We start from the raw sequence: 14,887 nt of genomic DNA, 5'->3' as shown, positions 1-14,887 counted from the left end.
GAGGGTTCTCGTGGGGCGACAGGGGACTACGAGGTCGATTCTTCCCGATCCCGATCACTGCTCGGGCGCAGCCGCAGCGACATCGCCAGCCCGAGGGCCAGGATCGCCCCCGTGACCAGGGCTCCGCGCCTGGTCGCCGTGGCGAGGCTCTCATCCGCCGCGCGCGCCGCGGCGGCCATTCCCGGGGCCTGGTGCAGGTCGCGGGCGGACGTCCCGGCGCTCTCCCGCAGTTCCCGGACGATCTCGGCCCGCTGCTGCGGCGGCAGGGAGGTGTCGTCCAGGCGGTCGTCCATCGTGCGGCCGAGGCCGGTGGCGAAGACCGTCCCGATGATCGCGATGCCCAGGGCCGCGCCGACCTGGCGCGCGGTCGACTGCGTCCCCGACGCCTGGCCCGACCGCGCGGGCGGCACCTGGGCCAGCGACACGTTGGTGAGCTGCGCGGACGCCAACCCGAGCCCGCTCCCGTAGAGCAGCATCCACGGCGCGATCCCGAAGCCGGTGGTCGAAGCGGAGAGCGTGAGCGCGAGCCCGAAGACGGCCGCGACCTCCAGCGCCATCCCGATCTGGACGACCCGGTGCGCGCCGCGCTTGTTGGCGAGCTTCCCCGCGTAGCCGCCGGTCAGGAACGCCCCCAGGGCCAGGGGGAGGATCGCCACGCTGATCTGGAGCGGCGAGGTGCCGTGGACGCCGAGCAGGAACAGCGGGATCAGGAAGACCAGCCCGAGCTCGCCCACCGACACCAGGGCCGAGGTCAGGTTGCCGTGCCGGAATGCGGCGATCCTGAACAGATCGAGGTCGAGCATGACGGGACGCCTCGCCGCCGCCCGCGACCGCTCCACCACCACCAGCAGGGCCAGCAGCGCCGCGCCGAGCGCGAGCACGACCGGCACCGGCGACAGATCGGGGGCGAACCAGCCGAGCCCGTGCATCGAGAACGGGCGGGTCGCGTCCCACCAGCCGTAGGTCTGGCCCTCGATGAGCCCGCAGACCACCGCGCCGAGGCCGAGCGCGGCCAGCAGCCCGCCGAGCCAGTCGATCTCGCGCAGCGGATGCCGTCCGGTGGGGGCGCCGCGCGTCTCCGGCATGAGCGCGAGCGCACCGGCGATCAGCGCGATGCCGAGCGGCAGGTTGACCGCGAAGGCCCAGCGCCAGCTTCCCCCGGTCGCCAGGGCCCCGCCCGCCAGCGGACCGAGCGCGGCCATCCCGCCGATCAGCGAGCCCCAGATCCCGAAGGCCACCGCGCGCTCGCGCCCGGTGAACACCGCGTTCACCGTCGACAGCGTCGCGGGCATGATCATGGCGGCGCCGACGCCCTGGAGCGCGCGGGCCCCGATCAGCGCCGAGCCGCTCTGCGCGGCGGCCGCGGCGAGGCTGGCCAGCATGAAGACCGTGACCCCGATGACGAACAGCCGCCGCCGTCCGAACAGGTCGCCCGCCCGTCCGAACGGGATCAGCAGCGCCGCGAACACCAGCGAGTAGACCGAGGTCACCCACTCCGCGTCCGTCGTGGTCAGCCCGATCCCGGAGACCATCTGGGGAAGCAGGACGCCCACCAGCGTCGCGTCCACGACGATCAGCGAGACGCCCAGGCTGATGACGACCATGCCGAGCCACCGGCGGCGGCCGGACGGCGGTGCGGCCGCCTTTCGGGCATGCGGCGGCGTCAAGGAGGTGGTCATGGGGTTCCCGTACTGCTCAAACGACCCGTGAAGGCTTGGCTTCCAACATAAGCCCGCCGTTCCCATGCCCCTCACCGACCCCTGCTTATGAAACCCCGGCCCACCTTCGCTCGCCTGGCGGCTCGCTTCGGTGACCGTGGTTTTGCGATTGCCGCATCGCTTCGCGATCTCGCCGGGGAAGCTTCGCCTTCGGCTCGCTTCCCCGCTCATTAACGCAATCGCGCGCGGGGCCGGGGTGGTCAGGGCGGTGGGGTGATGTCGGTGTGGAGGCGGATCTGGCGGACGGGGTCGCCCATGGCCAGGGTGCGGGCGGTGCCGTCGGGGGCCCAGCCGGCCGAGCCGAGGAAGGCGCGGGTGACCTCGTCGGCCTCGAAGACCCACGTGACCAACGTCTCCACGCCGTCCTCACGCAGCAGGTCGACGCAGGCGGCGAGCAGGCGGCTGCCGTGGCCCGCGCGGGTGTGCATCGGGTCGACCAGCAGCGTCAGCACCTCGGACGTGGTGGCCGGGTCGTGGTCGGCGTCCTCGGCCGGGCCGTGCGCGGTGAAGCCGACGACCAGGTCGGACGAGACCGCCGCCAGGACGCGGTGCCGTGCGCTCGGCGGCGCGGTGATCGATTCCAGCCAGCGTCCCCGCCAGGTCTCGCGGGCGTCCGGGCCGGTCACGCCCGCCAGGACGTCGGCGGGCAGCAGGTCGCGGTACCCCTGCCGCCAGGCGCGCACCTGGATGTCGGCGACGGCGCCCGCGTCCGCGCGTCTGGCGGGCCGCACACCCACATCGGCCATCGACGTCCCGTCCTCTCCGGAGATCCACCCCAACCCTAGGGCGTGTCAGCGGCTCCTCGATCGGCCGCGCGTCGTGCCCGTCCCCAGGGCGTGTCCGTGGATCTTCGACCGGCTGCGCGCTGCTCGCGCACGCACCTCGCCGCGTTGTCGTCGGTCGACAGCCGACACCGGGCTCCGCCTTGCGATCTACGCACCCTGGACGCCGCACGCGGCGAACAGGATCCACCGGCGCGCCGGGTCAGGGCGGGCCGGGGGTGGTGCGGCGGCGGGCGCGGTAGGCGCGGGTCTTGGTGCGGTTGCCGCACACGCGCATGGAGCACCAGGCGCGGCTGCGGTTCTTGGAGGTGTCGAGGAACGCCCACTGGCAGGTGAGTTCCTGGCACGCCTTGAGGCGCGGCCAGGTGCCGTCGGCGGCGGACGCCATCACGGCGGCCGCGATGCGGGCCAGACCGGCCTGGACGCCGGTGGCCAGGGGGACGAGCGCCGGGGCCGTTCCGGCGAAGGTCACGCGCAGCGGAAAGGCGCCGAGGGCGCGTTCGAGCTCGGCCGGGGGCTCGGGGCCGTGGTGGAGCATCGCGGTGCGCAGGCCCTCGCGGAGGGCCAGGGCGGCGGCCAGGTCGGACTCGCTCGCCGCGGCGGCTGTGGTGAGCCCGCGTTCGGTGAGCCAGGATTCCAGGGCGGGCGGCGTGGCGAGCTCGTCCCGTCCGGTCTCGACGTCGAGGGTGTTGACGAAATCGCGGAGCAGCAGGGCGGGGGTCTGCGTCTCGCCCATGGGTCCCTCCCGCGTGTCACACCGACCCTACCAGCCGAGACACCGGTATCAGTGCTTGAGTGGTTTCGGTCGGCCCATCACCGGCATAATCCTTTTGGTGGTTTCCAAGAGAAGGGGGACGACGTGCTGACGCCGAAGGTGGAGGCTCTCGCGTTCGACTGCAACGACCTGGACGCGATGGCGGCGTTCTGGGGCGGGCTGCTCGGGATGAAGGTGACCTTCAAGGACGAGAACTGGCTCGATCTGGAGCCGCTCGGCAAGGACGGGCCGATGCTGTCGTTCCAGCGGGTGCCCGAGGGCAAGCAGGGCAAGAACCGGCTCCATCTCGACCTGGAGGTGCCCGACATCGACGCCGCCGGCGAGATCGTGCGCGGCCTGGGCGGCACCCCGGCGGGCGAGCGGACGGGCCGTCCCGAGCATCCGTTCCGGGTCTGGCGGGACGTCGAGGGCAACGAGTTCTGCCTGGTCAGCCAGTGAGCACCGTCGCCAGCCGCCGGACGCCCTCGGCCAGCTCGGCCTCGGAGGCGGCCGAGCTGTAGCTGATCCGCAGGAACGGCCCGGTCGGCTCGGCGGGGAAGAACGGACGCCCGGCGCTCACCAGCACGCCCGCGCGCAGCGCCGCCTCGGCCAGCGCGACGTCGTCCGCCCCGTCGGGAAGCCTCACCCATTGGTGCATACCGCCCGTCGGACGGTTGACGCGCAGCTCGGGCAGCTCGCGGGCGAAGGCGGAGCACACGGCGTCCCGGCGTGACTTCAGGGCCGTCCGCACGGCGCGCAGGTGACGCGGCCACCCGGGGGAGCTGACCAGTTCGAGCACGGTCTCCTGGAGCGGCCTGGCGGGGAAGAAGTCCTCGACCAGCTGGGTGGCGCGGATGCGTTCGGCCACCGGACCCCGCGCGATCACCGCCGCCACCCGCAGGCTCGGGGCGACCGACTTGGTGAGCGAGAGGATGTGGATGACGCGTCCGTCGCCGTCCTGCGAGATCAGCGGCGGTGGCGTCGGGTCGATCGCCAGGTGCCGGGCGAAGTCGTCCTCGATGACGAAGGCCCCCGCCGCCCGCGCCACGGCCAGCACCTGCTCGCGCCGCTCGGGCGAGAGCACGGCGCCCGTCGGGTTCAGCGACGTCGGCTGGCAGTACACGACGCGCGCGCCCGTCATGGCGAACGCCTCGGCGAGCAGGTCGGGGCGCAGGCCGTCCTCGTCGGCCGGGACGGGCACGGGGTGCAGCCCCGACGCCCGCGCGATCGACAGCACGCCCAGATAGGTCGGCGACTCCACCAGAACGGGCGACCCCGGCCGCAGCAGCGCCCGCAGGACGGTCGTCAGCGACTGCTGGCCGCCGCTGGTCACCAGCACGTCGGCGGGGGTGACATCGCCCCCGGCCGTCCGGGCGAACCAGGCGCGCAGTTCCGCGATGCCCGAGAGCGGCGGCAGATCCCAGGCGTCGGGCCGCCGCGCCGCCCGCGCGGTCGCCGCGGCGAGCGCGCGCGTGGGCTGGAGCGTGGGGTGCAGGTAGCCGCCGCTGAGCGCGATCGTCCCCTCGGGCGGCGGGGTGAGCAGCCACCGGACGCCGTGCGCGTCGATCGCCCGGTCGCCGAGCGCCACGGCCTGCCAGCCCAGATCGGCGGGCTCGCGCGCGGGCGCGGGACGGTCGGCGACGAACGTCCCGCTGCCCGGCCGCGTGACCACCAGCCCCTCGGCCGCCAGGACGCCGAGCGCGCGCGACACCGTGATCGGGCTGACCCGGTGCCGGTCCATCAGGGCCCGGCTGGACGGCAACCGGTCGCCCGCCCGCAGCGACCGCACCTCCGCCCGCAGCCGATCGGCCAGCAGAAGCGCACTGCTATCCTGTTGCATGAGGGACAACGATAGCGCTACTAGCGGCGTACCGATAGCGCTCGGCCTGGCGGGCCTGGGCGTTCTGATCTATTCGTTCACCTTCCCGGCCACGGTCTACGGCCTGGACGGCCTCAACCCCTACCTGATCGGCGTCGGCCGCTCCGCCGCCGCGGGCGCCCTGGCCGCCGGGGTGCTGCTGGCCGTCCGCGCCCCCAGGCCCCGCCGTGACCAGCTGCCCGGCCTCGCCGTCGTCGCCGCCGGCGTGATCTTCGGATTCCCGGTGCTGACCACGCTCGCCCTCGACCAGGGCGCCTCCTCGTCCCACTCGGCCGTCGTGATCGGCTTGCTGCCCGCCGCCACCGCCGTCTGCGCGGTGGTCCGGGCGGGGGAGCGGCCCTCGCTCATGTTCTGGGTCGCGGCCCTCGCCGGGACCGCCTGCGTCACGACCTTCGCCGTGGTCCGCGGCGCGGGCCACGTCTCGCTCGCCGACACCCTCCTGTTCGCCGCCCTGCTGGCCGCCGCCGCCGGCTACGCCGAGGGCGCCAGGCTTGCCCGCGAGATGGCGGGCTGGAAGGTGATCTCGTGGGCCCTCGTCCTGGCGGTGCCGATCACCGTCCCGGTCACGCTCGTCCTCCTGGCGACGACCAGCCCCGTATGGTCCGCCAAATCGACCCTGGGCTTCGCCTACCTCGCCCTCTTCTCCGCCTACCTGGGCTTCTTCGCCTGGTACGAGGGCCTGGCCCGCGCCGGTATCGCCCGCGCCAGCCAGCTCCAGCTCTCCCAGCCCCTGCTGACCATCGTGTGGTCGGGAATCCTGCTGAGCGAGCCGATCGACGCCGCCACGGCCCTCACGGCCATGGGCGTCCTGGTCTGCGTGGCCCTGGCCCAACGCACCCGCGTCCGCACCACCCCCGCAGCCCGGCGCCCCGCCCCCGAAAAGGAGAAGACCCCAGCGAGCTGGACCAGAAGGTCGATGAGCCGACTGGCCGGATGGTGACAGCGAGCGCTCCCGCGTGCACGGCCCGGCATGATCCCGCGTCTCAGTGGCATCGCCCTCCGCCAAGGACCGATCATCGACCGAACAGGACGCCCATGCGCAAGTCCGCGATCATCCTCGGCGTGCTCATCGCCCTCGCCCTCACCGGGTGCGAGACCGGCACCGAGCCCACCGCCGTCCAGCCCGCCGAGAAGGGCGGCAAGAAGGCGACCTCGAAGGGCAAGCCCGTGCCGATCAAGCTCGCGGCCAAGCCCGCCACGGCGAAGGCGTCCATCCTGTCCGACGGCAAGGCGCTGTCGTGCACCCGCGTCACCGTCACCAATCAGAGCAAGAAGAACCTTGAGGTGAACCCGCTCTACTTCTCGATCACCGACACCGGCGGCACCAAGCACGACCCCACCGAAGCCCTCGCGGACTACGAAGGGCAGATCTCCACCACCACGCTCGCGCCGGCCGAGAAGGCGACCGGGCTCGTGTGCGCGAGAGGGAAGTTCAAGCCGAAGGTCGTGGCCTTCACCGACCCGCTGTTCAGCGAGGCGGCACGCGCACAGGTCGGATAACGAACGCGCGAGGGCTCCGCGGCTTCGGTCGCGGGGCCCGCGACCGCGGAGACTCGGCCGGGGAAACGGTCATTCGACCGTATCGGTCAGTGGTCTTGACCGGATTTTCAAGGGGAGTTTGATCACAGATGTGAACGAGGGCGGGGGGTGGATTCCGACACATGACGCCCTTTGGTCTGTACTGGGGACGCAAATACGCTCGGGGCACCCCACCAAGAAAGGCTCCCCACCATGTTCAGACGTACAGGCGTGTTGATGCTGGTCGGCGCCGCTGCGGCCTCGTTCGCGGTCACCGGTGCACCGGCGGCGTCCGGCCAGAACATCCAGGCGACCGTCCTGCGGTACGACGACAGCCAGGCCGCCGAGTTCAAGGACGCCGTCGCGCGCGGCGTGCAGGTGTGGAACGAGAACGTGCGCAACGTCCGGATCGAGAAGGTCGCCGCCGGGCAGCGCGCGGAGATCCGCGTCATCGCGACCAACGGATGGCCCCAGGCCAACCTCGGGCCGGTGCGCCCGGGTGGCTCGGTCAACGTCTGGATGGGACGCGAGGCCGTCAACCAGGGCTACAACACGATCCGCATCGCGGCCCACGAGCTCGGTCACAGCCTCGGGCTGCCCGACCGCAAGCCCGGCCCGTGCTCGTCGCTGATGTCCGGTTCCACCGGCGGTGTGAGCTGCACCAACCCCCTTCCGAACGCCACGGAGAAGGCCGCGGTCGAGCGCAACTACGGCGGCTTCACCGCCCGTAAGCCGGTCGACGGCCGGGTGCTGGTCGACGCCGCGTGACAGGGAGGGGGACGGTGTGCTCACGCCGTCCCCCTGCCATCATCGGCCGGTGATCCGAAAACGGCTGATGCGTTGGGTTCTGTGGGCTCTGGCCTACCTCCTCGGCCTCGTCCTCGTCCTGCTGGCGGGGATCTGGGTGTGGTGGCAGCCGGAGCCCACGTCCCGGGGGACCGAGGTCAACGCGCTCTGGGCGCGGCACCAATGGGTCGGGCAGGCGCACAGCGACGACGAGTACCGGACGCTCGGACGTCTCCTGCGCGAGAACCGCATCACCGACGTCTACTTCCACGCGGGCCCCTTCGAGGCCGACGGGTCGGTCCCCGCGAGCAAGACCCGCAACGCCGGGACGCTGATCAAGAAGCTGCGCGTCCATGCCCCGGGCGTCCGGGCCCAGGCCTACCTCGGGCAGATCCGCAAGATCGACGGCAAGGGCGTCACCGACCTGGACGACCCGAAGGTGCGCGACCGGATCCTGCGGACCGACGCGATGTTCCTCGACCTCGGCTTCGACGGGATCCACTACGACTTCGAGCCGATCTACCCCGACGACGAGGCGTTCGTCGACCTCCTCGGCCGGACGCGTGAGCTGACGCGGGCCCGCGGCAAGCTGACCTCGGTGGCGCTGGAGCAGACACCGCTCGTCGACGCCTCCCAGCCGGTGCTCAAGGCGTTCGTCCCCCGCGGGTGGGGCCGCTTCCACTACCCGGCCCGCGCGACCACCGGCTTCCTGCGCCGGGTCGCCGACCGGGCCGACCAGGTCGCGATCATGACCTATGACATGTCGCTGCCGACGACCTCGCTGGTGGGGAGCCAGTACGCGCTGCACACCGAGCGGACGCTCCGGCTGATCGGCGACCGGACGACCGTCTTCATCGGCATCCCGACCTACCGCCCGCAGATGGCCTGGGCGGAGCGGCTCGACGTGGCGATACGCGGGGTCCGGCGCGGCCTGGACGCCCTCGACCGCAGGCCCGCCCGGCCCTTCGGTGTCGGTATTTACGCTGAATGGACGACCCTACCCGCGGAGTGGGCGCTCTACCGGGCCGCCTGGCTGCCTTAGCTGCCACCGGGGGCAAGGGAATCTTGGCCCCGAGGAAACCCCGCTTGTCACGTTCCCTTACTCACGTTTTCCCAGCTCATAAGGGTTCTTGCGCCCTGGGTCCAGCGGGGTCAGCATCGATGAGGGGCGTCCCGGCCGGCGAGGGCAAGGGAGTGAGGCTGTGGCAATTCATCAGGGAACGTGGCACCAGGAGGGACTCGCGGCTCTGGCCGCCGAGTTCGCCGGGTGGAGGATCGGCCGAGGGGGGTCGGGGCACTGGTGGGCGGTGCGGGGCAACGACCTCGTGAGGACCCCGGACGTGGAGGAGTTGCGCGTCCGCATCCGGGAGCTGGATCCGCTTCCGACCCACGGGTAACAAACTGCGGCATTTTCGCCGGAGTGGGTCCGAAGCGACCGGTTTGCGTGCCACGATGAGGTGGGAGGCTGCCGCCACGCGTACCCCCGAGCGTGTGGCGGCAGCCTCTTCCGACACCCGGTGAGGGGCCCTGCGGGTCCACGACGACCGGCGGGAACGGTACCGTTCGGTGCATGGCACCCAGCACAACCATTGACGCCGCGTCCGCGAGCGCGACGGCGCCGTTCGGACGGATGCTGACCGCCATGGTCACCCCGTTCGAGCCCGATGGAAGCGTCGACTACGACGGAGCCGCCCGCCTGGCGACCCATCTGGTCGACCAGCAGCGCCACGACGGCCTCGTCGTCAACGGGACCACCGGCGAGTCGCCGACCACCAGCGACGACGAGAAACGCCGGCTGCTCCTCGCGGTGATCGAGGCGGTCGGCGATCGCGCCGTGATCGTGGCGGGTGCCGGATCGAACGACACCGCGCACAGCAGGGAACTCGCGCGGCAGGCCGAGGAGGCGGGTGCCGACGCACTCCTCGTCGTCACCCCGTATTACAACAAGCCCCCGCAAGAGGGGCTCATCCACCACTTCACGCAGGTCGCGGACGCCACGGGCCTCCCGAACATGCTCTACGACATCCCCGGACGCGCGGGGGTGCCGATCGAGACGGCGACGCTGCTGCGCCTGGCCGAGCACCCGAGGATCGCGGCGGTCAAGGACGCCAAGGGCGACCTTTTCGCCGGCTCGCTGGTCATGTCGGAGACCGATCTGGTCTTCTACTCCGGCGACGACGCGCTCAACCTGGCGTGGCTGGCCCTCGGGGCCGCGGGATTCGTCAGCGTCGTCGGCCATGTCGTCGGGGCCGAACTCCATGAGATGATCGACGCATACCGCGCCGGTGACCAGGAGCGGGCGCTGTCGATCCATCGTCGGCTGCTTCCCGTGGTCACCGCGATCATGACCCGCACGCAGGGCGCCATCGCCGTCAAGGCAGCGCTGAACCTGCTGGGCCTGCCGGGCGGAACCGTGCGCGGGCCGCTCGTCGACGCCTCGCCGGAGTTCGCGGCGCGCCTGCGCGAAGACCTAACGATTGGGGGAGTCAAAGTGCCGGAGGTCAATCGGTGAGTCATCCTCACCCCGAACTGTCGTCTCCACCCCAACTGCCCGAGGGCGGGCTGCGCATCGTCGCGCTCGGCGGGCTGGGGGAGATCGGCCGCAACATGACGGTCTTCGAGTACGGCGGACGCCTGCTCATCGTCGACTGCGGGGTGCTGTTCCCCGAGACCGAGCAGCCGGGCATCGACCTGATCCTCCCGGACTTCGAGTACATCCGGGACCGACTCGACCAGGTCGAGGCCGTCGTCCTCACCCACGGCCACGAGGACCACATCGGGGCCGTCCCGTACCTGCTGCGCGAGCGGCCCGACATCCCGCTGGTCGGGTCGAGGCTGACGCTCGCGCTGCTGGAGGCCAAGCTCACCGAGCACCGGATCAGACCGGTCACGCTCCAGGTCGCCGAGGGCGGCCGCCAGACCTTCGGTCCGTTCGCCCTGGAGTTCCTGGCCGTCAACCACTCCATCCCGGACGCGCTGGCGGTCGCGATCCGCACTCCGGCGGGCCTGGTCCTGGCCACCGGCGACTTCAAGATGGACCAGCTCCCGCTGGACGGCCGCCTCACCGACCTGCCCGGCTTCGCCCGGCTCGGCGCCGAGGGCATCGACCTGCTGATGTCCGACTCGACCAACTCCGAGGTCGCCGGGTTCGTCACCAGCGAGCGCGAGATCGGCCCGGTCATCGACGACGTGTTCCGCACCGCCAAGGAACGCATCATCGTCGCCTGCTTCGCCTCGCACATCCACCGCGTCCAGCAGGTCCTGGACGCGGCCGTGGCCAACAACCGCAGGGTGTGCTTCGTGGGCCGCTCGATGGTCCGCAACATGGGGGTGGCCCGCGAGCTGGGCTACATCAACGTCCCCGACGGCGTCATGATCGAGCAGCGCGACCTGGAGAACATCCCGGCCGACCGCCTGGTCCTGGTCTGCACCGGCTCCCAGGGAGAGCCGATGTCGGCGCTGTCGCGCATGGCGGGCCGCGACCACCAGATCCGCATCACCGACCGCGACACCGTGATGCTGGCCTCGTCGCTGATCCCCGGCAACGAGAACGCGGTCAACCGCGTGATCAACGGCCTCACCCGCTGGGGCGCCCGCATCGTCCACAAGGGCAACGCCCTGGTCCACGTCTCGGGCCACGCGTCGGCGGGCGAGCTGCTCTACGTCCTGAACGTGACCAAGCCCGGCAACTTCATGCCGATCCACGGCGAGTGGCGCCACCTGCGCGCCCACGCCAAGCTGGCCGCGCTCACCGGCGTCCCGGACGAGAACATCGTCATCGCCGAGGACGGCGTCGTCGTCGACCTCATCGAGGGCCAGGCCCGAATCGTCGGCGCCGTCCCCGCGGGCTACGTCTACGTCGACGGCCTCTCGGTGGGCGAGGTCACCGAGACCTCCCTCAAGGACCGCCGCATCCTGGGCGAGGAGGGCTTCGTCTCCATCGTCGTCGGCATCGACTCCACCAGCGGCAAGCTCGTCGCGGGCCCCGAGATCCACGCCCGCGGCGCCGGCATCGTCAACCAGGACTTCGACGAGCTCATCCAGCGCATCGAATCGGTCCTGCGCGACGTGGCCGCCGACGGCGTCAACGACCCGCACCAGGTCAACCAGCTCATCCGCCGCACCGTAGGCAAATGGGTCAGCGACAACTACCGCCGCCGCCCCATGATCATCCCAGTGGTGGTCGAGGTATAAGCACGCACAAGGAACGGCCCGGCGACAAATCCCGCCGGGCCGTCCTCGTCTCCACCGAAACGGCGAGGCTCACTCGAACGGCGACCAGCGTTTCGAGGGGCAAGGGGCGAAGCCCCAAAGGGGGTCCAGGGGGCGGAGCCCCTTGGCGGGGGATGGTGGGGGCGGAGCCCCTGCCCGGCGGGTCGATGCCACCGCAGGGAGCGCTAGCGACCGAGGATGGCGTCGACACGCCGCCTGGGGGTCCGGGGGTTGGGACCCCCGGGAAACACAGTTAGTCTCATCATCATGGCCACTCGTGCGTCCGGAGGAGCGAAGACGTCCTCGCGTACCGGCGGCGGCGCGGCACGTAAGTCCGGTGGTTCTGCCCCCCGTAAGCGTCCGAGTGGTGGCGCGAAGGGTGGCGGTGGAAGCCGACCCCCGGGCAAGGGACGCCCCCCGCGGAAACCCGATCCGATTCCCCAGCTCTTCATCGGGCTGTTCAAGCTGCTCTTCAAGCTCTACCACCTGGCGGCGGTCGCGGTCGGCTCGATCTTCCGCGCGTACGGCCAGGGGGCGCGCGACCTCGACGAGGAGCACCGCCGTGACGGGCTGGGCCTGGCGCTCCTGGGCGCGTCGATCGTCCTGGCGTCGGTGACGTGGTGGCGGCCGGACGGCACCGTCACGGTCGCGATCGAGGAGGTCGTGCGCGGGAGCATCGGCGTGATGGCGATGGCGATGCCGGTGCTGCTGGCCGTGCTGGCATGGCGGACGCTGCGCCATCCCGAGCACAACGACGACACCGGGCGCATCATCATCGGCATGACGGCGCTGTCGGTGGGCGTGCTGGGCGTGCTGCACGTGGCGGCGGGCACGCCGTCGCCGGGCAAGGACATGGACGGCATCCGCGCGTCCGGCGGCGTCATCGGCTGGCTGGCGGCCGCGCCGGTCGAGGCGGCGCTGAGCGGCTGGGTGGCGGTGCCGCTGCTGCTCCTGCTGTCGGGGTTCGGGCTGCTGGTCGTGACCGCGACGCCGATCAACCGCGTCCCCGAGCGGCTGACGGAACTTTGGGCCGTGGCGACCCTCCAGGGCCGCCCGCACCACGAGAGCGAGACGGGCGACGACGAGGCCAAGCCCAAGCGGCGCCGCAAGGGCAAGGGCAAGGAGAAGGACGGCGCGGCCGACGAGCTGGAGGTCGGCGAGCACTCCAAGCCGTACGACACCCCGGTGCTGGAGGAGAAGCCGAAGAAGGACGGCAAGTCCGAGCGGAACCTGGCCGACGACATCTTCGACCCGGACCCGTTCGGGTCGATGCCGCCCGAGCCGCCGCCGCTGCCCCCCGACCCGGACCCCGCCGAGGCCGAGGGCGTGCTCGCGGTGGCGGACGTCCCCGACCCGTCCCCGGCGCCGCGCCGCACCGAGCAGCTGCCGCTCTCGTCGTCCGGTGAGATCTACGAGCTGCCCGACCCGGCGATGCTGCGTCCTGGCAGCATCTCCAAGCCGCGCACCAAGGCCAACGACACGGTCGTGAACGCGCTGTCGGGGGTGCTGGAGCAGTTCGACATCGACGCGCAGGTCACGGGGTTCACCCGGGGGCCGACGATCACGCGGTACGAGATCGAGCTGGGCCCGGCGGTGAAGGTCGAGAAGGTCACCGCGCTCACCAAGAACATCGCGTACGCGGTCAAGAGCGCCGATGTGCGGATCCTGTCCCCGATCCCGGGCAAGTCGGCGATCGGCGTGGAGATCCCGAACGTCGACAAGGACATCGTGAGCCTGGGCGACGTGCTGCGCTCCCCGGCCGCGACCAACGAGCACCACCCGATGATCGTGGGGCTGGGCAAGGACGTCGAGGGCCGGACGGTCGTGGCGAACCTGGCCAAGATGCCGCACATCCTGATCGCGGGCGCGACCGGGGCGGGCAAGTCGACCTGCATCAACGGGCTCATCACCTCGGTGCTGATGCGGTCGACGCCGGACGAGGTGCGGATGATCCTGGTCGACCCCAAGCGGGTCGAGCTGACGATGTACCAGGGCATCCCGCATCTGATCACGCCGATCATCACCAATCCCAAGAAGGCCGCCGAGGCGCTGGAGTGGGTCGTCGGCGAGATGGACCGCCGGTACGACGACCTGGCGGCGTCGGGGTTCAGGCACATCGACGACTTCAACAAGGCGGTGCAGGCGGGCAAGCTCACCGCGCCCCCGGGGAGCGAGCGGGTCTACACGCCCTACCCGTACATGCTGGTGATCGTGGACGAGCTGGCCGACCTGATGATGGTCGCGCCGCGCGATGTCGAAGACTCCGTCGTCCGCATCACGCAGCTCGCCCGTGCCGCCGGCATCCACCTGGTGCTGGCCACGCAGCGCCCGTCGGTCGACGTGGTGACCGGCCTCATCAAGGCCAACGTGCCCTCACGGCTGGCGTTCGCGACGTCGTCGCTGGCCGACAGCCGGGTCATCCTCGACCAGCCGGGCGCGGAGAAGCTGGTGGGCCAGGGCGACGCGCTGTTCCTGCCGATGGGCGCGAGCAAGCCGATGCGACTGCAGAACGCGTACGTCGCCGAGAAGGAGATCCACGGGATCGTCGACCACTGCAAGGCGCAGATGGAGGCGGTCTACCGCGAGGACGTCACCGATGTCGCCGGTCCCAAGAAGGAGATCGACGAGGAGATCGGCGACGACATGGACCTGCTGGTCCAGGCGATCGAGCTGGTGGTGTCGACGCAGTTCGGGTCGACCTCGATGCTGCAGCGCAAGCTGCGCGTCGGGTTCGCCAAGGCGGGGCGTCTCATGGACCTGATGGAGAGCCGCGACATCGTGGGCCCGAGCGAGGGGTCCAAGGCGCGCGACGTCCTGGTCAAGCCGGACGACCTGCCGGGCGTTCTGACCGCGCTGCACGGCGGCGGCTGAGGCGGGGAAGCTGAGGCGGAAGGCTGCACGGCGGTGGCCGAGTCGGGAAGCCTGCACGGCGGTGGCTGGGGCGGGGAGGCCGCACGGCGGTGGCTGCGGCGGAAGGCTGAGGCGGAAGGCTGAGGCGGGAACTCGTCTCGTTCTCGCATCGTTCCCCGGATGGTCGTGGACGCCCCAGGTGTGATCGGTGTCTGATCGGGTACAGGCGGTCGAAAGCCGAGAGTCGTCGTGGGAAACCCAACCCGGAAACGTCCGGCGGGACGGGCACGATCGGATCGGGCAAGCGGGATGAGCATGACGGAATGATGCGAAATCTTGCCCTGTTTCGAACGTGTTGCCTGTCGCTCAGCGGGCATTGCGCTTCCTA

The 14,887-nt window shown here is 71.4% G+C and carries 12 protein-coding genes; 8 read left to right on the top strand and 4 right to left on the bottom strand.

Features of this window, described 5'->3' with window-relative positions; all coding sequences use genetic code 11:
• Positions 1–26 precede the first annotated feature (26 nt).
• From ACQPY4_RS29760 to ACQPY4_RS29750, 3 genes are all read right to left on the bottom strand, one after another.
• A complete protein-coding gene (locus tag ACQPY4_RS29760; protein ID WP_433326401.1) occupies positions 27–1,679 on the bottom strand; it encodes an MFS transporter in 1,653 nt (550 codons plus the stop codon).
• A gap of 239 nt (positions 1,680–1,918) precedes the next feature.
• Positions 1,919–2,464 carry an N-acetyltransferase family protein gene (locus ACQPY4_RS29755; RefSeq protein WP_433326399.1) on the bottom strand — a complete coding sequence of 182 codons (546 nt, stop codon included), beginning with the start codon at positions 2,462–2,464 and terminating at the stop codon, positions 1,919–1,921.
• 238 nt (positions 2,465–2,702) lie between these two features.
• Positions 2,703–3,236 (bottom strand): CGNR zinc finger domain-containing protein, encoded by a 534-nt coding sequence (locus ACQPY4_RS29750; protein ID WP_433326397.1) that lies wholly within the window; start codon positions 3,234–3,236, stop codon positions 2,703–2,705.
• Positions 3,237–3,359: 123 nt separating this feature from the next.
• Here ACQPY4_RS29750 and ACQPY4_RS29745 point away from each other — a divergent pair, with 123 nt between their 5' ends.
• On the top strand, positions 3,360–3,713 hold the full coding sequence (locus ACQPY4_RS29745; RefSeq protein ID WP_433326395.1) for a VOC family protein: 354 nt from the start codon (positions 3,360–3,362) through the stop codon (positions 3,711–3,713).
• On the opposite strand, the gene ACQPY4_RS29740 is transcribed toward ACQPY4_RS29745, so the two are convergent.
• Positions 3,703–5,094 carry a PLP-dependent aminotransferase family protein gene (locus ACQPY4_RS29740; protein WP_433326393.1) on the bottom strand — a complete coding sequence of 464 codons (1,392 nt, stop codon included), beginning with the start codon at positions 5,092–5,094 and terminating at the stop codon, positions 3,703–3,705. The two genes, ACQPY4_RS29745 and ACQPY4_RS29740, sit on opposite strands and share 11 nt — an antisense overlap.
• Between ACQPY4_RS29740 and ACQPY4_RS29735 the strand changes: the two genes are divergently transcribed.
• From ACQPY4_RS29735 to ACQPY4_RS29705, 7 genes are all read left to right on the top strand, one after another.
• A complete protein-coding gene (locus ACQPY4_RS29735) occupies positions 5,093–6,073 on the top strand; it encodes a DMT family transporter (protein WP_433326391.1) in 981 nt (326 codons plus the stop codon). The two genes, ACQPY4_RS29740 and ACQPY4_RS29735, sit on opposite strands and share 2 nt — an antisense overlap.
• Positions 6,074–6,168: 95 nt before the next feature.
• Positions 6,169–6,633, top strand: coding sequence for a DUF4352 domain-containing protein (locus tag ACQPY4_RS29730; protein WP_433326389.1), 465 nt, complete (start codon positions 6,169–6,171; stop codon positions 6,631–6,633).
• A gap of 231 nt (positions 6,634–6,864) precedes the next feature.
• On the top strand, positions 6,865–7,419 hold the full coding sequence (locus ACQPY4_RS29725) for a snapalysin family zinc-dependent metalloprotease (RefSeq protein ID WP_433326387.1): 555 nt from the start codon (positions 6,865–6,867) through the stop codon (positions 7,417–7,419).
• Between the two features lie 49 nt (positions 7,420–7,468).
• Positions 7,469–8,479, top strand: a complete 1,011-nt coding sequence (locus ACQPY4_RS29720; protein WP_433326385.1) for a hypothetical protein — start codon at positions 7,469–7,471, stop codon at positions 8,477–8,479.
• Between the two features lie 528 nt (positions 8,480–9,007).
• Positions 9,008–9,949, top strand: coding sequence for a 4-hydroxy-tetrahydrodipicolinate synthase (gene dapA / locus ACQPY4_RS29715; RefSeq protein WP_433326383.1), 942 nt, complete (start codon positions 9,008–9,010; stop codon positions 9,947–9,949).
• Positions 9,946–11,631 carry a ribonuclease J gene (locus ACQPY4_RS29710; RefSeq protein ID WP_433326381.1) on the top strand — a complete coding sequence of 562 codons (1,686 nt, stop codon included), beginning with the start codon at positions 9,946–9,948 and terminating at the stop codon, positions 11,629–11,631. Before dapA ends, ACQPY4_RS29710 begins: the two co-directional genes overlap by 4 nt.
• 285 nt (positions 11,632–11,916) lie before the next feature.
• The gene (locus ACQPY4_RS29705) at positions 11,917–14,520 is read left to right on the top strand and encodes a DNA translocase FtsK (RefSeq protein ID WP_433326379.1); all 2,604 of its coding nucleotides are present in this window, start codon (positions 11,917–11,919) and stop codon (positions 14,518–14,520) included.
• Positions 14,521–14,887: the final 367 nt, after the last annotated feature.

This window comes from Spirillospora sp. CA-294931 (genome assembly GCF_050946795.1).
Taxonomy (GTDB): domain Bacteria; phylum Actinomycetota; class Actinomycetes; order Streptosporangiales; family Streptosporangiaceae; genus Spirillospora.
This window is presented reverse-complemented; position numbering and strand designations above follow the sequence as displayed.